Origin of the sequence: Aureivirga sp. CE67 (assembly GCF_015767245.1) — a bacterium.
Taxonomy (GTDB): domain Bacteria; phylum Bacteroidota; class Bacteroidia; order Flavobacteriales; family Flavobacteriaceae; genus Aureivirga.
Genome location: NZ_JADOTV010000006.1, coordinates 190,159 through 214,907 on the forward strand (window position 1 = coordinate 190,159; position 24,749 = coordinate 214,907).

Genomic DNA, 24,749 nt, shown 5'->3' on the forward strand with positions numbered 1-24,749 from the left:
TATTTTTTTTGTTATAAAGTTTTATTTACTCAGAAAAATCCAACCTGTTTTTGGTTCAAGATTATTTCGATTTAATTCTAAAACATAATAATAAGTCCCTGAAGGTAGAATTTTATCTGAAGATTTTGCAGTTCCATCCCAGTTTTCAGTATTCTTATTTCCTTCATAAACCATTGTTCCATAGCGATTGTAAATGTACATTTTGAAGTCAGGATAATAATTGGCTAAATCATCAATATCTAATTCTCCAGAACTGTTTGGGTCAAAAGAATTAGGAACTTCAATGTCTGGAATTACACACTCAATAGCTAAAAGTTCAATTTCATTTCGAACACTACAACCAGTGTCGTTATTTGTAATTTTAATTAAGATTTTTTCAGGATTTTCCGAATTCTCATAAAGTTCAGATTTTTCGATACTATTTGTATCATTAACTAAATCTTCATCGTTTTTATAAAAATTAATAGTATAATTCCCTTCTAAAGATTCTAGAATATTATTTTCAATGGAAACAAGATCAAATTCAGATTTTTCAAAAGAAGTTTCACAATTTTCTAAATTCTCTAATTCAGGATTTTCGATTTCTGGATGAATAAATAGGGTTAATGTAGTTGTGTCGAAACATCCAGTTTCTTCCTTAATTATTTTGATATAAATTGTTTCAGGATTGCTAACATTTATATAGTTTTCCGTAATTGTCATTGGATTTTCATCATTCCACATATCATCATTAGAAGTATAGAAAGTTACAGTTACTTCTTCTTCAAAAGAATCTATAATATTTTGATAGACAGATAAAATATCAAATTCAGCAATATCATTGTAAAGTTGACAAGCACCTAAATCTTCTAGAATAGGAGCAAATTCTTCATCAATAATTATTAGTTCAAAATTTCCAATAGCATTACAAAGAGAACTATTTTCTACATAAACATAAATTGTTTCATTTTGTGTTGTTTCATAACTAGAAATATTCTCAATTTCATTTTCATCATTTTCTAAATCTTCTAAAGAATTATAATATTTTATAATAGTAACATCTTGATTAGATTCAGAAATAATTATAGAAACTTCACTGAAATCAAAAATAGTATCTTCATTTAAAAGTTTGCAAAGTTGAAAATCTGGTAGATCTTCAAGATTAGGAGTGTCAAGAATTGTAATAACTTTTGTAACAGTAAAATTTTCAATTCCAATACTGATTTCTGCTGTTACAATATAAGTTCCTACTGCTGTAAAAATATGAGAAGGAGAAGTTTCTATTGAAATATTATTAGCTCCAGAGTCTGGATCGCCAAAATTCCATGATACACTATTTATATTTTCATTATCGATGTAAAAATTAGTTTCTTCACCAAGACATAAATTTTCTGCAAAAATTAAAGGTTCAAATTTTGCTTGAATAAAAACAGGTAAACCCCATTGCGTACTTACATCACCTTCTAATTCAACTCCATCAAAAACATAATTTGAAGCTAAACCTTCTTCATTTGGAAATTCGATATAAGAAAGATGTTGTTCGTAAATTGTAGTATGATAAATTTTACCATCAATAGCTATTTGTAGAGAACCTCTAGAAAGATCATCCCAAATTCCGTTTTCTTCAAAAGATTCTTCATAAATTATAATTTTAGAAGCAGGAATATCAGCAGCAGTAGTTTTAAACTGAGCAACAACACCTGTGGTACAATTAGTTTGATATTCAGATTCTGTAGGGAAATAATTTACTTCATAATAATCAATTTGTGCATACAAAAATTCACCACTAGGAGAGAATTCTACACCATATGGAGAACCTAAATCATCCTCATCAAGTAAACTAATTGGGTTGGAAACTATTCCTGTTTCATTATCAAAATCGAATAAATATAAAAGTCCTTTTTCTTTGGTTGAATGTAAATTTTTTGGATGAGGGTAATTATAATTTTCATCCAAGAAAGTTTCTGTTTTATTATTGGAATAAAAAGCAACTCCAATTTTATCTCCTTGAAGATTGAATTTTAAATAACCTCGCATATTGGTCACCGAAACATTATAAAACCCTTCTAGCATTTCTATAAAAGGACCAGTAGTAGTTATAACTGGATTTTCATCAACACCATTTTCTGTTATTTTATAAGCATAAAATTTATCTTCAAAATGTGTGATTAACCAAAAACCATTTCCATCAGCAGTTCTGGTAGCAGAAATCTTTTCAGAAGTTTTTGGTAAAAGTTCTGTGTTTTTCCCTTCTTCAACAACTCCTCCAAGACCACCATTTAAAGTCATATCAACAGTAGAATATTTTAGCCCAAAAGATTGTGTTTCGAAGTAAGCATCATGTGTGTCTACTGTGAAAATATAATATTTGTTTTCATCTGTTGGATAAGGGATAATAATTCCAGAGCTTGTACTAGAACTATTTCCGCCTAATTTATCTGCAAACGATGTTCCTGGTGGAAACATACTCTCATGGTTTTTATTCCAAACATCTGTACCGTCAGAGTAAAATAATAATTCACCTTCAGGTGTAGAAATAGAAGTACAACCTTCAAGTGTACTTAAAGAGCCAGTAATTGGAGTAGGAGGGTCTGTATTAAAATCTAACCCCGCATTTTCTCCAAAAAACCAAATACTTGATTCTTTTTGTGCAGAGGATAAAAATGGGATTAGTACCAATAAAATGAGTAATATTTTTTTCATGTAAGCTTTTTTAACCTTTATTTCTTAAAGATAAAAAAAAACCTTCTCGTTATCGGAGAAGGTTTTAAAAAATTATCGTTTTAAATTAAAGTGTCCTTTTCGAACGACTCTATTTCCGTTGTTGTCCACAAGTTCCATCGTAAACCAATAACCTGAGGAAGGAAGTTCTTGACCGTGTTTCTTTCCGTCCCAACCTTCTGTTGTTGGATCTATTTTATGGATTGATTTCCCAAACCTATCAAATATATAGATTTTAGCTTCTGGGTAATTTTCAATTCCGTGAATATTCCAATAATCATGAATTCCATCACCATTTGGAGTGAAATAAGAAGGATAACCAACTACGCTGATATCAATTGCAATTTCACCACAACCATTTTCTCTTACATCTCTAATTAATAATTGATAAGCTCCAGCTCTCACATCAGAAAAATATGGTTCTGATTGCCAAGTTGTACCTTCATCAATTGAGAATTCGTATTCACCAATTCCGATATTTGCAATATCAATTTGAATGAAATTTGTTCCTTCATTAGTTAAGTAATCTGTGATTGTAATATCATCAATAGTGATTTTTGGTAATTCTGATTTTTCAACCAAAATATATTTAATTTCACTTTCACAAATAATAGTTCCATCTGTAGTAAATGCTTTTACTGCATAAACTCCTTCTTCTGTAACATGTAATGTTGAAGTAGTTTCTCCTGCGAAAACATTTCCATCAAAGTCTGACCATTCATAAGTATATTCTCCTCCTGGATTTTCAGCTTCAATAAAGAAATCTAAATCATCAATACAATAAACAACTAAATCTGAAACATCAAATGTAGGAGCGTTTTCAACTACTAATTCGAAAGAAGTAATAGCATCACAACCAGTACTTGGATTTGAAATATTAACCCAAACCGTTCCATTTTCACTGATATAATCTACACCATCAACTGCGTTTTCAGAATTTGTAGCATCTTCTTCAGATTCGTAGTAAGTAACTACGGCATCAGGATTAGAAGTAATTAATGGTGTCATCACATCATTTAATTGGAAAGTACCAATTCCTTCTTCACCACAAACCGTATAAGGATCTAAATTAGCTGTATATTCTGGGCTGATATCTACAATGAAATTAACTGGAGCAATAAATGCACAAACAGAGTTTTCTTCTTCAACTCTTATATAAAGAACAGTTGATGTAGAAATATCATAATCAGTTACAATTTGATTAATCTCATCTCTTGCATCTTGTTCAGAAACATGGTAAGTAATTGTTAAGTTTTCTAAAGATTCAAAAATAATTGAATTTAACTCATCCATAGATTTAGAAACAATACCATCTTCGTCTGTATCACAGAAAACGATTGGACTAGGAATTGTAATTTCTAAAGGATCGTTTAAAATTAAATCTAAAGAAACAAATACCTCACACAGTTGCGTTGTATTAGAATTAATTACTTTAACAGTTATTGTAGTAGAAGCAGATTCGAAGTTTTCAACATCTACGATTTCATTTTCATTGTTTTCTGCATCTGTTAAGTTTGGATAAAACTTCACTTCATAATTTGCAGCATTATTCGTTACATCAGCAATGGCATCTGTTAAGTCAAAAGCTTCTGTTCCATTTCCATCTTCATCACATTCTTCTAATGGAGTAGGAGTATAATTTGGTTCTGGTAAAGGTTCAACAACTAGCGTTAATGTCGTAAGAGTATAACATCCTGTAGAAACATTTACAAGTTTTACATAAATATCTTGCGCATCTTGTACTGTGTTTACAAAATTATCTGCCAATGGAATACTGTTAGGATCTAAAGCTTGAGCTTCTGTCATATAATATTCAACAAGAACACCTAATTGACCAACAAGCGCATCATCATCCATTGTATTTAAATCAAACATTGCAAAACCGTCATAATCATCATCACAAATTTCATAACTTAAATTGTCACCAACTAATGGATTTGGATTAATAATTAAATCAAAAGTTGTAAGAGTATAACATCCAGTAGCAATGTATTCAATACGAACATAAATTGTTTCTGGGTTTGAGTTATTTGTATATGGAGCAGAAATATCAATCGATCCAACATCATTATTTGCATCATCAATATTGTTGAAGAATTTTACAGTGATATCTGTTTGACCATTTACAATTTGATTATAAATATCTTCAAAATTAAATGAATTATCACCTTCACAAGTTTCCATATCTTCTACTTCAACCATTTCAGGAATAGGATTAACAACAAGAGTTAATTCTTTAACCAAACTACAATTTGAAGTAGCATTTGTAATATTTACAAAAATATTGTTTACAACAGAATAGTAATTTGCTTCAACAGCTAAAGCAGTATCATTTTCTTCAGCGTTTTCTTGAGTTTCGTAGAAATTAATCTCATAAATCCCAGCTGGATCATAAAGAGCTTTTACATCATCTAAATTAAAGAAAGTATGTCCGTCATAATCATCATCACATTCTTCAATAACTAATAAATCATTGATGTTTGGTAATGTATGAACAATTAAATCTAAAATTACTGTTGCTTCACAACCAGTTTCAATATTCGTAACTTTTACAAAAAGAGCCTGCGTAGGAGAAAGGTTTGTGTAAGGAGCAGATTTATCAATAGCTGGTCCATCTTCTGTTTCGTGGTAAGAAACAATTCCTGAACTTCCATTTAAAATTTCAGCATCTTTATTTTGTAAAATGATATTTTGGATAATTCCATTAGAGATATCTCCATCAGCTTCATCATCACAGAATTCGTATGGAGTTGGTTGTGTAATACTTGGTAAATCATTCAGTTTTAAAGTAAGTGAAGTTAAAGAATAACATCCATTTGTAGGATTATTCACACGAACTGTAACTGTTTGAGGGTTTGAAGTATTTGTAAAGAAAGTAGGATTTACAATTTCTCCGATTCCATTATTATTTACAGCACTAGCATCATCAATGAAATATTGGAAAGTAAAGTTTGGATCAGTTGTAATTTCCCCTTCTTTTATAGTTAAATTAAAATCTTCAACTCCGTCAGAACCTTCATCACAAAGTTCGATATCTGTAGGAGTTGTCAATTCTGGATTGTCTTCTACATTTAAAACTAATTCAACAATATTAAAACATCCAGTTGTAACATCCTCAACACGAATATAAATAATCTCTTGGTTTGGAGATAAATTCGAGTGATTGTCAAGATCTGTAAGAGGATTTACGCTATTTAATGCATTAATTTCTGTTAAATAGAAAGAAACATTTACATTTCCTAAAGCAGTAATAATTTCTGTTTCTACATGAGAAAAATCAAAAACAGAGAATCCATTGTTTCCTGTTGCACAAGAATAGATAGGTTCTGGCGTTCCTGGGTTTGGAATATTTAAAATATTTGTAGTAAACTTTGTAATAGAAACACAGCTTGTATCCGTATTTTCGATTCTTACAAAAATCTCATAGTTATATGGAGAACTAGTATTTGTATAATCCGTATTTAATGCGTTGATATTATTCGTAGCAAAATCAGAAGTTTCAAAATAAGAAATTAAATAGTTTGCATTTCCTTGTTGGTAGAATTCGTTATAATCATTTAAATCTACAGTAATAATTCCATCAGCTACAAGATCATCACAAACTTCAACAGTAGCTTCTGCAGGAATTGTTGGATTTTCAAGTACTTCAATATTGAAAGAAGCAACAGTTTTACATCCTGTAGTAGTGTTTGTCAATGTATAGAAAATCTCTTGTACAGGAATTTGATTGTTTTGGAAAGTTGTTGGATTTGTAATCTCGTTTGTCTCTCCAGTAGCTTCAAGATAGGTATGGTAATATGCAATTGTCAATCCGTTTTGACCATTCATTAATCCAGCTTCTGCAAGAGTTAAATCAAAGTTCACATATCCGTCTTCATCCGTACATTCTTTTAAGTTTTCAATAGGATTGATAATAGGTTTAGGATTTACAACTAAGAAAAAGCTTGTTGAACCAAAACAGTTTTGGTTATCAGTAGAAACTTTTACCCAAATCTCTTGAGTATTTAAAGGACTGTAAATATTTTCATAACTAGTAATTTCTCCAACAGGAATTTTATAAGCATCACTTAAACTTGCATCAGTATAATATTCAAACATTGGGTTTGTGAAAGCTGTCAAATCAATAAGATCTCCTTGGTTTTCTGTTAAGTTGAACAGTGTTTGTCCATCAAAATCATCATCACAAGCAACAATATTTGGTGCATTTTCATTTACATTAGGAATATTTAAAACTACTAAATGAATTTCTGTATAAGTGGTACAACCGTGAATATCATCATTTAAATGTACATATAGAGTTGTATCACCAGTTGTATAATTATCAGGTAATGGACCAACAGCTGGATTTTCAATATCATCTGGTGATAAATAATATCCAAGAATCGAAACATCTGTCATTGATGCTAAAATTTCACTATTGAAATCTGGTAAATAGAAAGATTTAATTCCATCATGAACAATATCATCACATTGTTCAAAAGTAAATTCTGCAGGAACTGTTGGGAAAGCATCTAAAATTACTTCGAAAGAACCAATGTTGAAACAGTTTGTTGTAGGATTTGTAATTCTATAAAAAACTGTAGTTGATGCAGAATTAAAACTATTTGGTGTTAAAATAACATCAGAGTTTGAACCTTCAGCCGAAGCTTGTGTTGTATGATATGTAATGATATAAAGATTATTACTTGTAAGTTCTGTTGTCAGAGTTGTTAAATCCCAAGAAATTAATCCATCTAAATCTAAATCACATTCTTCTAAAGGATCAACTGTCACAAGAGGAGGCATCTCATTTATGATTAATTGAATTTGATCACTCTTTGATTGACATCCTAAAGAACTCTCTGCCATTACTTCGACATATCCGTTTGAGTTAATTGTTACAGCAGTTAAATCTTGCGTACTTGGTAAAGCAGTTCCGTTTAAATAAAAAGTATAAGAATAATCTGGTGAATTTTGGAAAACATCAGACAATCCACTAATGTCAAATGTTGTATTATTAGAAACATCATCAGCACATTCTTCTAATGAAGTTGTAGTAAAAGTAGAACTAAATACAGGATTCGGGTCTACGCTGATCAAGAATTCTCCATTAGTATTACAAGAAGTATTTAAAATAGAATTTACTTGGAAATAAATTGTTTGTAGTGTGAAAACAGTATTTGTAAATGCTGTCGGATCTAAAATTTCGTTTGTGAAAGTGGCATCTGTAAAATATTTAATATCAAAATCTGCAGGATCTTCACCATTTAAAATATTTACTTCATTATCTTTTAAGTTAAATTCAGCAAAACCGTCATTGTTATCACTTTCTGTAGCTACGCCATCAAAGTCACAATTATGAAGTGTAGCAACAGATGCATTGATATTTAAATTAATTACATTAATGCTAAAAGATTCTATAGAATAACACTCTGTAGAAATATTCTCTTTTCTTACCCAAATTGTTTCTGCAGTAAAAGCAGCCTGATTTGTATATGGGTTTGAAAGTGCATTTGTTTTATTTTCTGCGTTTGATTCAGAATTATAATAAGTTACTTCATAATCTGAAGCACTATCTCCATTTAAAACATTTGGAGTTGTATTTGCAACTAAATCAAAATCAAAAAATCCATTTCCTGTTAAACTACATTCATGCCAATTTGAAATTGGTTGTAATGCTGGAATGTCAGAAAAGTTAATTTCGATTTTCCCTTCTTTAGGACAATTTCCATCTAAAAAAGTAACAGTTACTTCATAAGTTCCATCAAGGTTTGAAGAGAATTGATTGATCTCTAATTGATTTTGAGGAACTGGAGTAGGGATGAAGTTTTCACTTCCTGTAGCAGAAATAAATTTCCAAGTATAAGAAGCATTAGGATAACTTTTTACTTTAATTGTATAAGTTTCATTATCACATAATTCAATAACACTTACATCTTCTGGAATATCTATAAATTCTGCTTTCGATAAAATAATTGACTGGATAAAAGGAGGTAAACCTTGTTTAGCTTTTCCAGTACCTAAATTAATTTCATTATTCAAATATCCACATGCAATTCCTAAGTTATTTGGAGCTTCAATTACATCAAGAAAAGATGATCCTACAGAATAAGAAACAGGAACTGTTACATAAATTCTTCCATTAGGACCTAACTGTAAAGCACCTCTAAATCCAGATTTTGAATTGATTAATAATTGTGAATTAGCAATGTTTGAGCTTAATAAATTATATTGATAAATTTTATTTGTATCATCAGATTCATTGAAAGTAGAAAGGTATAATCTTTCAGAATTTGAAGAAAACTCCACACCATAAGGATGTTCGTTATTTGCAGGATCGTCAAAAAGTAATGTTTCCGAGTTAGAAACAACTCCCGTTGAATTATCAAAATTATAAAGGAAAAACTTACTATCATCACCATTATTATCATGGAAATGAGCTGCAGCTAACTTTGAACCATCAGGAGAAACTTTTAAATATCCTCTACCATCAATGGCCGTATAAGGAACAGTAGAAATAATAGGAGTATCGACACCTGTACTACTAATTTTAAAAGCATAATAAGTATTATTTACTAATGAAATAACCCAGTATGAATCACATTCTGCTGATTGGATAGCTGTAATTTTCTCTGTCCAAGTAGTTCCTAGAGCTCCTGAAAGATTTACAGGTCCTGAAGAAATATCTCCTAAACCTCCATTTAAATTCATGTTAAGTTCATAGTAATAAAAACCTCCAGTACTATTTTCTGAAGAACCTACTGTGAATAAATAATACTTTCCATCTTCTCCTGGTTTTGGAATTACAATTGAAGATTGGGTACTAGAAGAATCTCCAGCTAAATTTAACCCATTTGGCATTGGTGCATGGTTTTTATTCCATACTGTCATACCATCTGTGTAAAATAAAAGATTTCCTTCAGCATCTGAAAAGGAAGCACAACCTTCGGTGGTATTAATTGAACCATTGGTTAATGCTGTAGTGTTACCGTTAAAATTTAATCCTGCATTTTCACCGAAATACCAATTATTCGCTTCCTTCTGAGCAAATAAAAGAGAACAGGAAAAAAGTAAAAAAAAGTTTAATATTGTTTTTGTCATTATTTTACAATTTTCCCAAAAATAAAAAAACTATATATTATAAAATATTGTTAAAACACTTTTTTTTTAACATAATAAAATAGAAGAGGTTAACTTGTTGATTATGAAAAATATATGATAGTTTTTGATCTAAACAAAAAAATACTATCCGTGAATAGTATTTTTTCGATAAACTTTTAATCAAGATCTTAATTGATCTCTAACTTCCATTAAAGCAAAGCCTAAGAGGTTCAATCCTCTCCATTTTTCAATATTTTGAATATTTGAACTATCAACGCTTAAACCTATTCCCCATATAGTATCTACAGGACTAGCTTCTACTATTACGCGTTCTTTTGTGTTCAATAAATATTCTTTTAAATCATTATTTTGAGAGAATTTGTGAAAATTTCCTTTTACTACAATTTCATAACGATTTTCTAACCATTTTTTTTCTTCAAAATTTCGAACTTTTCTACCTAAAGTTTTAGCTTCACCTGGAGAAGTACATTGAATTATTTTTTGATAAATTTTGTCATCTTCAAATAACTTAGCTTTTTCTGCCATCATCCAATGTTCGGTAGATTTATAAGTAATTCCATCTACAGAAAAATCTCTTTTAAACCATTGACTAAGACAATATTTTCCAAGGCTGTTGTCATTCTTTTTTTTCGAATGTCCCCAGAAAAAAAGATATTTTAAAGGTGTATTTTCTTCAGTGGTATTTTTTAGCCACTCTAGATTGTAATTTTGTTTCATAATAAATTTTTATTTCGTGTCAAACTTACGCAAAAATTAGTTTCTTTGAAATAAAAATTTTAATTCTTCTTTTTTTGTATCTGTTTCTATCCTTTTTTCAATTTCTTGTATTAATTGATTATTCCATTTTTTATTATAAATTTTAGAATACTTCAAAGCATTAGCATAATCTTCATTTTCTAAAGCACAATGGATTAAAATGTTATTCGCTTTTTGTTCGTTAGGGAAATTATTTTGATATAAAATCTTTGCATATTCAAAAGCAGACTGATAATCTTTAGAAGAAAAATAAGCCTCTACCAGCAAGATGTCAATATTTTTATCTGGAAAATATTCTTTTGCTTTTTTGAAATATTCAATTGCTTTTTCTGAGTTATTTTCTTTTCGCATGTAAATTTTCCCATGAGATTTTAAAATTTTAGAAAACTCGAAATCAATATTTTTTTGAGCTTTTTTCTCTATTTTTTGTATAAAATCTTTTTGTTTTTGCATAATTTCTTCATCTGAAAAATATAACCTTCCACTATTACTCGCATTTTGAATTGTATGATTTGACCATTCATAATATCCATCATAAATAGTTTCTGAAACTGTGAAAAGTCTATTTGTCAACAAATCTCCATTTGCATGTACAATGAAAATTGGAAGTGAAAAAAATGCGATTAACACACTTGGATAAAATATTTGTTTCTGAAAATTAATTTTATCTTGAAATTGTTTAAATAAAACTATTACAAAAACCATAAAAAGTGGCGCAGGAAATGAGAATAAATCCCAATCCATTTGCATGCTTAAAAGTGGATTTACAACAAAGAATAAACTAGTAAAAAGAAATAAAGCTGTTCCTATAAAAATAACTTCAGGTTGATTCCATTTGATGTTTTTTCTAAAAATTATAACGGAAGAAATAATTAAAAATAATGCTACTGGACTCCAGATAAATATTTCTAAAAAATAATCAGAAATATGCTGCATACTTAGCATATTATAAGTGTCTAAAGGAGCTGGAGGAGAAATCAATGGTAAGAAAATATGTTCAAATTCTCCTGCTGTTTTTGACAAAGATCTTGGATCGTTGTAGTCTTTTAAAATGAAAAAATAAACAATTGCTCCTACAATGAAAATTGGTAATAAAAGAAAAAATGAAACTTTTTTCCATGAAATTTGATGTGCTATTTTTAAATAAATCCCACTTAATAAAACAGGGATGTATAAAACTGCTACAGGGTGTAATTTTAAACAAACTAAAAGTAAAAAGAACAAAATTCCGACTTTTTTCCAAGTGAAATTTGGTAAGAAATTTAAGAAAGAAGTAATCCAAAGTAGGTTGAAAAATAACACAGGAGCATTAATTTCAATATGTCCGAAATAGTTTAGCATAAATGGAGCAGAAATTCCCATGATCATAAATAAGAATTGTAAACTTCCATTTTGAATTTGTCTTTTTACAAATCGTAACCAAATAAAGATAAAACCAAATCCGAAAATAAAATTCTGGATATAAAATGCTGTTTTATAAGTTACTTTACAGAAATATGCTATATAAGTTATGATTGCTAAAATCGTTTTTTGTCCATCCCAAGGATTTAAACCAAACCTGAAAAATGTTTCATTTGTTTGATCTGGTATTTTTGAAATAGCTGTATTCAGATGTTTATTTAAAAGATAAGATTCTCCGTAATAATCAAAAGCCATTGGGAAAATTAAGGTAGTAATGGAAAATATGCTGCTAATTAAAAATATGGATTTATAGTTCAACTGAAATTTTTCAAAAGGAGTAGCATTCTCTTTGTGTTTCATCCATAGAAAAACCAAAATTAGAGAAATTATTAAGAAAAATATCTTTCCGAAATTTGGAATAAAATGTAAAAAATGAGTTGTCCAGAAAATATTTGGAAAAATCAATCCTAAAATAAAAAAAGCTAAAATTCCTATAGCTAAGAAAGTAATGATGTAAGAGTTCTTCATGTTTTTATTTAAATAAAATACAGATTTCTTCACTTTTTTATATTATCTAACAAAAAGTGTTAAAATGCCAAAGATAATTTTTTATTGATTAATTCGTAAAAAAATATTTATATGTTTGCGATTAAATTATTATTAGAAGTTAAAATTTAGTTATTCATAAATAGTAAATATTAAAAATAATTAAAAACTGTTAAAATAATAAGAATAAAATAAAAGTTTAAGAAAATTAAAATTTGATTAAACCTTTTAAGTTAAAGAATAGTCAAAGGTAGATTACTAACTCAAAATTAATATATAATATGAACAAAAAATTACTCATTTTTTCAATTTTTCTCTTGAGTATTGTTACAAATGCTCAAGTCGGGGTTTTTCAAGCTGGAAGCAAAGCTGGAGAATCAAACACAACAGGAGATTATAATACTTATGTAGGAGATTCTGCTGGATATTCAAACGCAAGTGGTTTAAATAATGTTTTTTTAGGATACAGGGCTGGAAAGACATTATATAATGACCATGATTGGGTGATTATTGGATCAGATGCTGCAAGAGATGCAACAGATGGTTTTGATAATGTGATAATAGGAACGAGAGCAGGTTACCACCACGATGATGGGGATGCTGTTTTTATAGGGACTGATGCTGGATATTATAATACAGATGGAGGTGATAACACTTTTATTGGGGAAACATCTGGTTATAGAAATACAACTGGAGATGATAACACTTTTATTGGAGAAGATGCTGGGTATAACAATTCAACAGCGAGTGATAATACTTTTGTAGGAAGTTCTTCAGGTAGATCCAACACAACAGGTTACCGTAATGCTTTTTTTGGAAATGATGCAGGATATGATAATAGTACAGGGTATAAAAATACTTTTGTAGGAGATTCTGCAGGAACTGATGTAGGAGTTGGAGTTGCAAATACTTTTATAGGACAAGCCTCTGGTGCTGCAACAGAACATGCTGATTATAATACGTTTATTGGATTTAGAGCCGGTTATGATAATAATAGAACAAATGAAACAAATAATGCCAATAGAAATACTTATGTAGGAGCTTATGCTGGAGATAGAAATAGAGAAGGTCAAGATAATGTAATATTGGGGTATGATGCTGATTTTGGTTCTGTTGGATATTCAAAAAATAATGGAAATGTTATTTTAGGTTCCGAAGCATATTTAGCAGGTAGTGGAAATACAGGAAGAAATTATAATGTACTTTTAGGATATTCTGCTTATAGTAATCAAGATGAAATCACAGCGATTGGTTATAATACAGACGTAAGAGGAACAAGATCTGTTGCTTTAGGATCTCAAACTGACATAAATCAAAGTGATGCAGTTGCAATTGGATACCAAACTTATATAAATGGAAAATATGGAATTGCTATTGGAACACAAGATTCTGTATATTATCAAAATTCAATTGGATTAGGAAATTTAACTTCAGTTAAATCGACATATTCTACAGCAGTAGGAGATCAAGTGAAAATTAGAGAAGGACAAACTTATGCAGCAGCTATAGGGGCAGGAGCAGTTGCAGATTGTTCAAATTGTGTGGTTTTAGGTGGAGATTCTGATGCTACAAAAGTTAGATTAGGATTAGGAACTACGAATCCAAATCAGTATGCTTCGTTAGATTTATCAGCGAAATCTGAAGGTTTACTTTTAAATAGATTTACAACAAGTGAGAGAAATACTTTTGAAAATAGTTTAGGAGAAACAGAAGCTGGACTTTTACTTTATGATGTAGATGAAGGGAAAACTTATTTATGGAATGGAACGGATTGGGCTGTTACAGATGATTCTGATAATCAGGAATTGAGTATTAATAATGATAAAATCTCAATAACAAATAGTTCGAATCAAATTGATTTAGCTCCATATTTAGATAATACAGATAATCAAAATTTAAGTTTAAGCGGAAATCAATTAAATATTTCAAGCGGAAACTCTGTAAACTTAGATAGTTATTTAGATAATACAGATTCTCAGAGTTTGACTTTAACAGAAGACGAATTAAGTATTTTCAATGCAAATTCGGTTGATTTATCAAAATATCTAGATAATACAGATGCTCAAACATTAAGTTTCGGAGATAATTTATTGACAATTTCAAACGGAAATACTGTAGATTTTACAGGGTTTTTAGATAATACCGACGAGCAAGATTTAAGTTTATCAGGAAATACTTTAAGTCTAACAAATGATGCTACTTCTGTAGATTTATCGAAGTATCTTGATAATACAGATGCTCAAACTTTAGTTGTTGGAGACGGGTTATTGACGATTTCAAATGGGAACACTGTTGATATGGCAGAATTTCTAGATAACACGGATAACCAAACTTTAGGATTAAGTGAAAATACTTTATCAATTCTAAATGGAAATAATATTGATTTATCAAAGTATCTAGACAACACTGATAATCAAACTCTAGTTGTAGGAGACGGATTGTTGACAATTTCAAATGGGAACACTGTTGACATGGCAGAATTTCTAGATAACACGGATAACCAAACGTTAGGATTAAGTGAAAATACTTTATCAATTCTAAATGGAAATAATATTGATTTATCGAAGTATCTTGATAATACAGATGCTCAAACTTTAGTTGTTGGAGACGGGTTGTTGACGATTTCAAATGGGAACACTGTTGACATGGTAGAATTCCTAGATAACACGGATAACCAAACATTAGGATTAAGTGAGAATACATTATCAATTTTAAATGGAAACACTGTTGATTTATCAGGATATTTAGACAATACAGATAATCAATCATTGAGTTTAGATGAGAACACGCTTTCGATTTTAAATGCAAATAATGTTGATCTTTCAAAGTATTTAGATAACACAGATTCGCAAACACTAGGGTTTGGAGATGGATTCTTAACGATTTCTAATGGAAATTCAGTGGACATGACAGAGTTCATGGACAACACAGATAATCAAACATTAGGATTAAGTGAGAACACTTTGTCAATTTTAAATGGAAACACTGTTGATTTATCGAAGTATTTAGATAACACAGATGCTCAAACTTTAGTTGTTGGAGATGGATTATTGACAATTTCAAATGGGAACACTGTTGATATGGCAGAATTTTTAGATAACACGGATAACCAAACATTAGGATTAAGTGAAAATACTTTATCAATTTTAAATGGAAACACCGTTGATTTATCAGGGTATTTAGATAACACAGATAATCAATCATTAAGTTTAGATGAGAACACACTTTCGATTTTAAATGCAAATAACGTTGATCTTTCAAAATATTTAGATAACACAGATTCGCAAACATTAGGATTTGGAGATGGATTCTTAACGATTTCTAATGGAAATTCAGTGGACATGACAGAGTTCATGGATAATACGGATAACCAAACATTAGGATTAAGTGAAAATACTTTATCAATTTTAAATGGAAACACCGTTGATTTATCAGGGTATTTAGATAACACAGATAATCAAAACTTAGCATTAGATGTTAATGAATTAAGCATTGCAAATGGAAATTCAGTTGATTTATCAGGATATTTAGATAATACAGATAACCAGAACTTAGCATTAGATATAAATACATTAAGCATTGCAAACGGAAATTCAGTTGATTTATCAGGATATTTAGATAACACAGATAATCAGAATTTAGCATTAGATGTAAACACATTAAGTATTGCAAACGGAAATTCAGTTGATTTATCAGGATATTTAGATAACACAGATAATCAGAATTTAGCATTAGATGTAAACACATTAAGCATTGCAAACGGAAATTCGGTTGACTTATCAGGATATTTAGATAACACAGATAATCAAAACTTAGCATTAGATGTTAATGAATTAAGCATTGCAAACGGAAATTCAGTTGATTTATCAGGATATTTAGATAATACAGATAATCAGAACTTAGCATTAGATGTTAATGAATTAAGCATTGCAAATGGAAATTCGGTTGATTTATCAGGATATTTAGATAATACAGATAACCAGAACTTAGCATTAGATGTAAATACATTAAGCATTGCAAATGGAAATTCAGTTGATTTATCAGGATATTTAGATAATACAGATAATCAGAACTTAGCATTAGATGTAAATACATTAAGCATTGCAAACGGAAATTCAGTTGATTTATCAGGATATTTAGATAATACAGATAATCAAAACTTAGCATTAGATGTAAATACATTAAGTATTGCAAATGGAAATTCGGTTGATTTATCAGGGTATTTAGATAATACAGATTCTCAAACTTTAGCATATGAGAACGGTAATTTGACAATTTCTAATGGAAATTCAGTGGATATGTCTGAGTTATTAGAAGATTCAGATAATCAAATTTTAACAAAAACTGGAAATAATATTGGAATTGAGAATGGAAACTCTATAAGTTTAGAAGAATATTTAGATAATACAGATGAGCAAAGTTTAGAATTAAGCGGATCTGAACTTACAATTTCAAATGGAAATACGGTAGATTTAGCTTCGTTATTAACTGAAGTAAATGCTACAATGGCAAGTATGCAAGAAACTATTTCTACTTTAGAAGAAGAATTAGTAGATGCAAAAGATAGAATTGAAGAGTTAGAAGAATGTGCTTGTATTGATCCGTCAGATTTAGATATTATTTCAAATGATAATCCGATTTTAGGACCAAAATTATATCAAAATACACCAAATCCTTACGAGGAAGAAACACAAATTAAATACTACATTCCTGCAAATGTAAAAGCAGCTTACTTGAAAATAAAAGACAATTCAGGAAAGACTGTTCAGAAAATTGAATTAACAGAAAGAGGTGAAAAATCAATTATTTATGATAAAGGATATTTAGCTTCAGGAGTTTATTATTATTCTCTTTATGTAGAAGGAGTGAAAGTTGATACTAAGAAAATGATTGTTAAATAAATTAATCAAAAAGCACATTGAATTAATTTTCAATGTGCTTTTCTATAAAGTCAATCCCCATTAGATTTTTGTCAAAAATTAATTTAAAACTAATTACATGAAAAAAAAGTTACTCTCAGTAATGCTTGTAGCATTGGGAATAAATACAGGAATTGCTCAAACATTTAACGAAGATGTGAAAATTAATGGAAGTTTAGGAATTGGTATGGATATCGGGACTCCGAGTTTCGGATTTGATACTTTTGTAATGAAAGAAAATAATCTTCGTATTTTATTTGATGATACTAGTGCTACTGCAAATTTTGCAGCAAACGATTGGAGAATTACCATAAATGATACTGAAAATGGAGGAGCAAATTATTTTAGTATTGACGATGTTACAGGAAATAAAAGACCATTTTATATTCTTGCAGGAGCTAAAAATAATTCTTTGTATCTAGGAAGTAATGGACACGTTGGATTTGGAACTAGTAATCCTGCAATGGAACTTCATACAGTAACTGGAGATACGCCAACATTAAGATTAGAACAAGATAATTCTTCTGGTTGGGGAGCTTATACTTGGGATATTGCAGGAAACGAAACAAATTTCTTTATTCGTGATGTCGGAAATGGAAAATTACCTTTCAAAATTTTTCCAGGGAACAATAATAATGTTTTAAACCTGAAAAATAGTAGAGTAGGTGTAAATACAACAAATCCTTCTGCAACATTGCACGTAAATGGTGTGATGCGATTACAAAATACTGCTGCACCAGAAACTGCAAATGCTGGAGATATTTATTTTGATTCGGAAGATTCTAAATTTAAAGCTTATGATGGAACAAATTGGCATATTTTAGAATCTAATACGGATAATCAGGATTTAAGTTTAAACGAAAATGTTTTAAGTTTAACAAATGATGATTCTACGGTAGATCTTTCAGCTTATTTGGATAATACAGATGCACAGAATCTAACTTTAGAAAATACTGTTATCGGAATTTCAAATGGAAACACAGTTGATTTATCTCCATTTATGGATAATACCGATAATCAGGATTTAAGTTTAGACGAAAATATCTTAAGCCTTACGAATGATGATTCTACGGTAGATCTTTCAGCTTATTTAGATAATACAGATTCTCAAAATTTAGGTTTAGATTCAAATGAATTGAGTATTTCAAACGGAAATACAGTTGATTTATCTTCTTATTTAGATAACACAGATTCTCAAAATTTAGGTTTAGATTCAAATGAATTAAGTATTTCAAATGGAAATTCGGTGAATCTTTCTACATATTTGGATAATACCGATAATCAAGATTTAAGTTTAAACGAAAATACTTTAAGTCTTACAAACGATGATTCTTCTGTGGATTTATCTTCTTTTATGGATAATACAGATGATCAAATTTTAATGATTACTGGTAATAACTTAGAAATTGAAAATGGAAATACAGTAAGTTTAGAAAATTATTTAGATAATACCGATGAACAGAATTTAGAGTTTTCAGGTTCAGAATTGACTATTTCTAATGGAAATACAGTTGATTTAGCTGGATTATTGACTACTGTAAACGAAAATATTTCTTCATTACAAACAACGGTTTCAGATCTTGAAAATCAAGTAGAAACTTTATCAGATTCAAATATAGAATTGACTTTGACTGTAGAAAATTTAGAAGAACAATTAACTATTGCAAATGAGAAAATAGCAGTTTTAGAAGATTGTGCATGTCAAGATGATGAAGGAGATGTAAATGTCCCAGAAGAAAGTAAGATTAGAATGGCAATGTTATACCAAAATACTCCTAATCCATACGAATCTGAGACAAAAATTAAATTTTATATTCCAAAAAATATTGATAAAGCTTATTTAAGAATAAAAGATAATTCTGGGAAAAATATTCAGAAAATAGAATTACACTTAAGAGGGGAAAACCATATCGTTTATGATAAAGGATTTTTAGCTTCAGGTGTTTATTTTTATTCACTTTATGTAGATGGAGTAAAAGCTGATACAAAAAGAATGATTGTGAAATAATATTTTATTTTTCATAGTTTACGTGAAAAGAGATTATTGAAAAATAATCTCTTTTTTATTGGGAAAAAATGAACGTTTATAAGAGTGTAATGGTTAAATATAAATTGATATTAGAATTAAAAACTTTAAATAAATTCACTATTAAATCAACTATAGAATGTTCGTATATTGCGAAGCTTTTTTATTCTTAAATTTAAAAAACAAAAAGTATATTTTATTTAAAAAAGAAAAACATGATTATACCTAAATTACATTATAAATCACAAGGAAATACTCCTGAAGAACATCTAGAAAATATTCAAAAAGCTTGTACCTCGGGAGCTGAATTGGTACAGTTATGTTTAGAAAATATTTCAGATAAAAAGTTTTTGAAAATTGCAGAAAAAGCAAGAGAAATCACTGGACATTTTCAAACAAGATTATTAATTCAAGATGATTATAAGATTGCAAAAGAAATCAAAGCCGATGGAGTTTTCTTAGAAAAATCAATTTCAAATCTGACAAATATTCGTAAAGAATTAAATGTTTGGCAAATCATAGGAGCAAAAGCAAATACGCTTCAAAATTGTAAATCTTTAATCAAAAAAGAAGTGGATTATATTTGTTTAGGTCCATTTAAAAATACAAAGGAACAAAATACAGATTTAGATTTACAAGCTTACTCATTAATTTTGGAAGAATTAGAAACCAAAACACCAATTTTAGGTTTTGGAAATATTGAGCTTTCAGATGTAGAAAATATTTTGGAAACAGGAGTTTCAGGTCTTGTAATTTCAGATGCGATTACTAGTGATTTTAATAATATTACTAAGTTTCACCAATTATTAAAAGCATCTTCTACAGACGAACAACGATATACTTTTTAAGTTTAGATACTTTCACTTTTAATAGTGTGAATTTGATAAAATAAAAAAAAGGAACGCAATCACAACATTCCTTTTTTACCCCTCAAATAATAACTTTACTATTGTTATCTTGTTTTACATTACAATGATAGGTAGTTTTTTTATTCTGAAAAAATATTTAAATCAATATACCTGAATAAGTAAAAGGAAATAACTGAAGTGTATGTTTTTTGTAACCGTTTTCAGTGAGTTGTTTTACTAAAAAAGAAAGAATATATTTTGAAAGGAATAGAGGAGAGCAAAAAAAAAGAGTTAGATTTTTTCTAACTCTTTAATAATTTTTATAAATCAATATAAACCTCGAGAAGTTCGGTGTTTATATTTGATGTGATTTTAAAGTTTTTCAAAGAAGCTGGTATCAAACAAGTTTCTCCACATTTTATTTTTGTTTCTTGATTGTCATAATGGAAAGTAGCATCTCCTTGAACACACATATAAATTACAAAAGAATTTTTATCTGAATGATCAATAGAAATTTCACCATTAAGAGGTAAAATGTTTGTAGTGAAAAATGGGCAATTAACAACTTCTGTTGCAGTGTTTTTATTTTTATGATAAGGAGTTTTATAATTATCCTGCGCTTCAAAATCAATAGCATCGATAGCTAAATTTGTATGAAGCTCTCTATAATTTCCAGAAGAATCTTTTCTGTCCCAATCATAAACACGGTAAGTAATATCACTTGTTTGTTGAATTTCTGCTAACATTACACCAGCGCCAATTGCATGAATTCTACCCGTAGGAATGTAGTATATATCTCCGTGAGATACTTTTTCTACATTTAAAATATCTAAAAGGTTTTTGTTTTCTAAATGTTTCAGGTAACTTTCTTTAGAAACATTTTCTTTAAATCCAACAATAAGATTTGCATCCTCATCTGCTTGCATTACATACCACATTTCAGTTTTTCCAAAAGAATTATGTCTGTCTCTTGCAAGTTTGTCATTTGGATGTAATTGAATACTTAAAGTAGTTTTCGCATCAATAAACTTAATTAGTAAAGGAAATTTTTCTCCAAAAACCTCATATACTTTATCACCAACTAATTTCCCTTTATATAAAGAAATTACTTCTCTTAATGTTTTCCCTTTTAATTCACCATTTGAAATAATAGATACATCATTTTCAACATCTGAAATTTCCCAACTTTCACCTATATCTCTTCTTTCCGAAGATTTTCCTAAAATATCTATTAATTTACTACCACCCCAAATTTTTGGTTTCAGGATTGGAGTAAATTTTATTGGATACATTATATTCATTAATTACTTTTCTTTAATATTTTTAGTGCAGTTTCAATATGTTTTTGAATACCAAATTGACTATTGAAAATTTCTTCCACAATTCCTTCCGAATTGATAACATAGGTTACTCTTCCTGGAATAAGCCCTAACAATGTAGTCGGAACATTGAATAGTTTCCTTACTTTATTTTTTGTGTCTGCTAATAAAGTGAATGGTAAATTATGTTTTTCTGCGAATTTTTTATGAGAAGAAACGCTGTCAGCACTAATACCTATAACCTTCACACCAGCATCTGAAAAAGAAGTATATGCATCTCTAAAAGAGCAAGCTTCTTTCGTACAGCCTGGAGTGTCATCTTTTGGATAAAAATAAATAATTGCAGATTTCCCTTTAATAAAATCTGGAAATGAAATTTCATTTCCATCTTGATCATTTAAACTAAAACTTGGGATCTTACTTCCTTTAATTATTTTATTTTCCAAAACTCTAAAATTTTATAAATAGACTGAATTTGCAAATATCGTGTTTTCTTTAGTTAAAGCCAAGAATAACGCTGATTTTATGCATAAATAAGAAATCTAATATAGTGAGAATAATTTATTTTACGAATATAATATTTGATTAAATATTTATTTCTGAGAGACTTTCTATTTATGAAAACAAAAAAACAGAGTCCCATTAATTTGAAACTCTGCTTTTGAATAAATGTAGAATAATTATTATTCTAAAATTATTTTTGTTCTATGTTTTGTTCCTGTACTCAATTCAATTTCTAAGAAGTAGATTCCTGAATTTAAATCTTGTAAATCTATGATAGATTGATCTACAACAAAATTGCAAACTTCTGCTCCTTTAAAATCATAAACTTTAATAGCATTTACCTCTTCATATCCATCTAAATTGATAATACCATTAGAAGGATTTGGGTAAAGTTTTATTTTGCTTAAAATCTCATCATTAATACCAATGAATTTTGAAAATTTAGCTGTAAAATTTACTTCTTTTGTTAAGTTTAATTCAGAATCAGTAACAGTAAGTGTAATTTCAGTATCTTCAAAAACTGTTGTTCCAGAAGTAGGATTTTGTTCAATAATTAAATTTGAAGTATCTCCAGATTCATAACAGAAATAATTAGCTATTGCAAGATTTGAATAATCCTCTAAAACAACACCAGTATCTTCTGCTGTTTCTACCAATGTAACATTTTCAATTTCATTAACTGACCTTTCGCTTATAAAAAATTAGGATTTTTAAATTATTGATGTTAAAATTTTAAATTCACCTTATGAAAAGAAGAGATGCGTTTGAAATTTATACGAATTATTTATTAGCAAGTCCAACCAAAGCTACTGCAACAGGATTATCTGTTGTATTGGATAATCAAATGAAGCACGATTATATTAGTGATTTCTTAGGAGATAAATCATTGAATTCTAAAGCTTATTGGAAAGAAATAAAACCATTTGTTCGCCAGATAGAAGGAGAAGAAGCCTATCTTTCTATTGATGATACGATTATAGAAAAACCTCATACCACTGAAAATGACATTATTTGTTATCATTGGGATCATTCTAAAAATAAATCTGTTAAAGGAATTAATCTGTTGATTTTTTTAATGAGTAATGAGAAGATGGAGAAATGATAAATTGTCCTGTTTCCTACGAGATTATCAAGAAAACAGAACGTTATATTGATAAAAAGGGAAAGAGAAACGAAAAGGTATAATTACAAAAAACGAAATGGTTATCAATACGCTTTATCGTTTGACCAAGCTGAATAAAATAAAATATAAATATATTTTGTTTGATACTTGGTTTGGAGCTTCAGATACATTGGAGTCAAGTTCCTTGAAATTTTTGTAAGATTGCAAAAACAATTATTTTGACATTATTAGAACATTTATCCAGTATAAAAGATCCTCGAAGCGTTTCAGGACGTCGTATTCAATTACCAGAATTTTTAGCAATATCGATATTGAGTTATATCTGTGGCAATATTGGTTATCGAGGAATTTCAAGGTTTGGAAAAGATAATTACCAATTATTTCAAAAGGAGTTTGAATTAAAACATCCTATGCCAAGCCATGAAACAGTTCGTCAAATTTTTAATAGTATTGATGTTGATTCTTTTATAAATTGCTTTAATGACTGGGCTTTAAGTCTTTATCCTAAAAATAAATTTAGTTGGATCTGTGGAGATGGTAAAGCTTTAGCTTCTACGGTTGACAAATCATTGCCTAAATTTCAAAAATTTGAAGCTGTTTTAAGTTTATTTTGTCAAGAAAGTGAGTTGACTCTTTATATTGAGAAATATAGTAATGAAAAAAAGAGTGAAATTTTTGTTTTACAAGATATTTCAGAAATTTTTAAATGTGAGAATTCTATAATAACCTTAGATGCTTTACATACTCAAAAAAAACACTAAAAAAGATTCTTGAATCCAAGATGAATTATGTGGTTCAGGTCAAAAGAAATCAACCAACATTAATTGAAAAGATGTATGAGTTAATGTTGCAACAAGCGCCTTTAAGTTATTATGAAACAGAAGAAAAGAATCATGGAAGACATGATTATTGGTCTGTTACAGTTTATGATAGTACACTTTGTTTGAAAGCAAAAGATTGGCTTAATTCAAAAAGATATATTGAAGTAAGAAAAATCTCTAAAAATTTAAAAACCAAAAAACTATCGGAAAATTCAAGAATTTATATTACAAATCTTTATCAAACAGATGCAGAGTTTTATCGAACCTGTTTAAAAATAGATTTTATTAAAAAGTATAATTATAAAAGCAATATAATGTAAACTGGTCCAGTTTTTTTCTAGTTTTTCATATCTTATAATTATAGCTTTAAAAGCATCTAACCATGAATTAATTCTTTCGATTTTATATCTATTTTTATATAATTCTTCATCAAAAAAGTATTCATAATCAGATATTTTATTATTTTTTTTGTTAAAAGCTACATTAGCTTGAATTTCATTTTTAAAACAAAATAATCTAAAGTTTTCAGAATCAAAACCTGCATCAGCATTTAAAAAAAGATCTTTAGTTTCAATTTTAGATTTATGTAAATCTTCTAACATATTTTTGATGTTATTTTCGATTTCAAATAGATCATTATGACATCCAGAGATAGCTTTAGACATAGAAATAGGAATTCCTTTAT

14 protein-coding genes are annotated in these 24,749 nt (G+C 28.8%); 6 read left to right on the forward strand and 8 right to left on the reverse strand.

The window, feature by feature from the left end:
• Nucleotides 1-21 precede the first annotated feature (21 nt).
• From I0K12_RS10035 to I0K12_RS10050, 4 genes are all read right to left on the reverse strand, one after another.
• Nucleotides 22-2,682 (reverse strand): gliding motility-associated C-terminal domain-containing protein, encoded by a 2,661-nt coding sequence (locus I0K12_RS10035; RefSeq protein ID WP_196887618.1) that lies wholly within the window; start codon nt 2,680-2,682, stop codon nt 22-24.
• A gap of 72 nt (nt 2,683-2,754) precedes the next feature.
• Complete coding sequence (locus tag I0K12_RS10040; protein WP_196887620.1) at nt 2,755-9,780, reverse strand: T9SS type B sorting domain-containing protein; 7,026 nt, start codon at nt 9,778-9,780, stop codon at nt 2,755-2,757.
• Between the two features lie 180 nt (nt 9,781-9,960).
• Nucleotides 9,961-10,518 carry an NADAR family protein gene (locus tag I0K12_RS10045; RefSeq protein ID WP_196887622.1) on the reverse strand — a complete coding sequence of 186 codons (558 nt, stop codon included), beginning with the start codon at nt 10,516-10,518 and terminating at the stop codon, nt 9,961-9,963.
• A 36-nt stretch (nt 10,519-10,554) separates the two neighbouring features.
• Nucleotides 10,555-12,486, reverse strand: a complete 1,932-nt coding sequence (locus I0K12_RS10050; RefSeq protein ID WP_196887624.1) for a tetratricopeptide repeat protein — start codon at nt 12,484-12,486, stop codon at nt 10,555-10,557.
• 299 nt (nt 12,487-12,785) lie between these two features.
• Here I0K12_RS10050 and I0K12_RS10055 point away from each other — a divergent pair, with 299 nt between their 5' ends.
• The 3 genes from I0K12_RS10055 to I0K12_RS10065 all read left to right on the forward strand — a co-directional run bounded on the left by I0K12_RS10055 (nt 12,786) and on the right by I0K12_RS10065 (nt 20,297).
• Complete coding sequence (locus tag I0K12_RS10055) at nt 12,786-17,405, forward strand: beta strand repeat-containing protein (RefSeq protein WP_196887625.1); 4,620 nt, start codon at nt 12,786-12,788, stop codon at nt 17,403-17,405.
• A gap of 97 nt (nt 17,406-17,502) precedes the next feature.
• A complete protein-coding gene (locus I0K12_RS10060) occupies nt 17,503-19,431 on the forward strand; it encodes a hypothetical protein (protein ID WP_196887627.1) in 1,929 nt (642 codons plus the stop codon).
• A gap of 233 nt (nt 19,432-19,664) precedes the next feature.
• Nucleotides 19,665-20,297 (forward strand): thiamine phosphate synthase, encoded by a 633-nt coding sequence (locus I0K12_RS10065; RefSeq protein ID WP_196887629.1) that lies wholly within the window; start codon nt 19,665-19,667, stop codon nt 20,295-20,297.
• Nucleotides 20,298-20,617: 320 nt separating this feature from the next.
• Here I0K12_RS10065 and I0K12_RS10070 read toward each other — a convergent pair whose 3' ends face one another.
• The 3 genes from I0K12_RS10070 to I0K12_RS10080 all read right to left on the reverse strand — a co-directional run bounded on the left by I0K12_RS10070 (nt 20,618) and on the right by I0K12_RS10080 (nt 22,776).
• The gene (locus I0K12_RS10070; protein WP_196887631.1) at nt 20,618-21,598 is read right to left on the reverse strand and encodes a type I phosphomannose isomerase catalytic subunit; all 981 of its coding nucleotides are present in this window, start codon (nt 21,596-21,598) and stop codon (nt 20,618-20,620) included.
• Nucleotides 21,598-22,062, reverse strand: coding sequence for a peroxiredoxin (locus I0K12_RS10075; RefSeq protein WP_196887633.1), 465 nt, complete (start codon nt 22,060-22,062; stop codon nt 21,598-21,600). The genes I0K12_RS10070 and I0K12_RS10075 overlap by 1 nt, the downstream gene beginning before the upstream one ends.
• Nucleotides 22,063-22,299: 237 nt before the next feature.
• Nucleotides 22,300-22,776, reverse strand: a complete 477-nt coding sequence (locus I0K12_RS10080) for a T9SS type A sorting domain-containing protein (RefSeq protein WP_196887639.1) — start codon at nt 22,774-22,776, stop codon at nt 22,300-22,302.
• A gap of 89 nt (nt 22,777-22,865) precedes the next feature.
• Here I0K12_RS10080 and I0K12_RS10085 point away from each other — a divergent pair, with 89 nt between their 5' ends.
• The 3 genes from I0K12_RS10085 to I0K12_RS10095 all read left to right on the forward strand — a co-directional run bounded on the left by I0K12_RS10085 (nt 22,866) and on the right by I0K12_RS10095 (nt 24,384).
• Entirely contained in the window at nt 22,866-23,222 is a 357-nt protein-coding gene (locus tag I0K12_RS10085; protein ID WP_196887641.1) for a hypothetical protein, read from the forward strand.
• A gap of 239 nt (nt 23,223-23,461) precedes the next feature.
• Entirely contained in the window at nt 23,462-24,004 is a 543-nt protein-coding gene (locus I0K12_RS10090; RefSeq protein ID WP_196887643.1) for an ISAs1 family transposase, read from the forward strand.
• A 20-nt stretch (nt 24,005-24,024) separates the two neighbouring features.
• Nucleotides 24,025-24,384: a hypothetical protein gene (locus I0K12_RS10095; RefSeq protein WP_196887644.1), complete on the forward strand. Its 360-nt coding sequence runs from the start codon at nt 24,025-24,027 to the stop codon at nt 24,382-24,384.
• Here the strand turns inward: I0K12_RS10095 and I0K12_RS10100 are convergent.
• Nucleotides 24,334-24,749, reverse strand: a 416-nt coding sequence (locus tag I0K12_RS10100) for a transposase (protein WP_231372734.1), incomplete at its 5' end; no start/stop codon positions are given. The two genes, I0K12_RS10095 and I0K12_RS10100, sit on opposite strands and share 51 nt — an antisense overlap.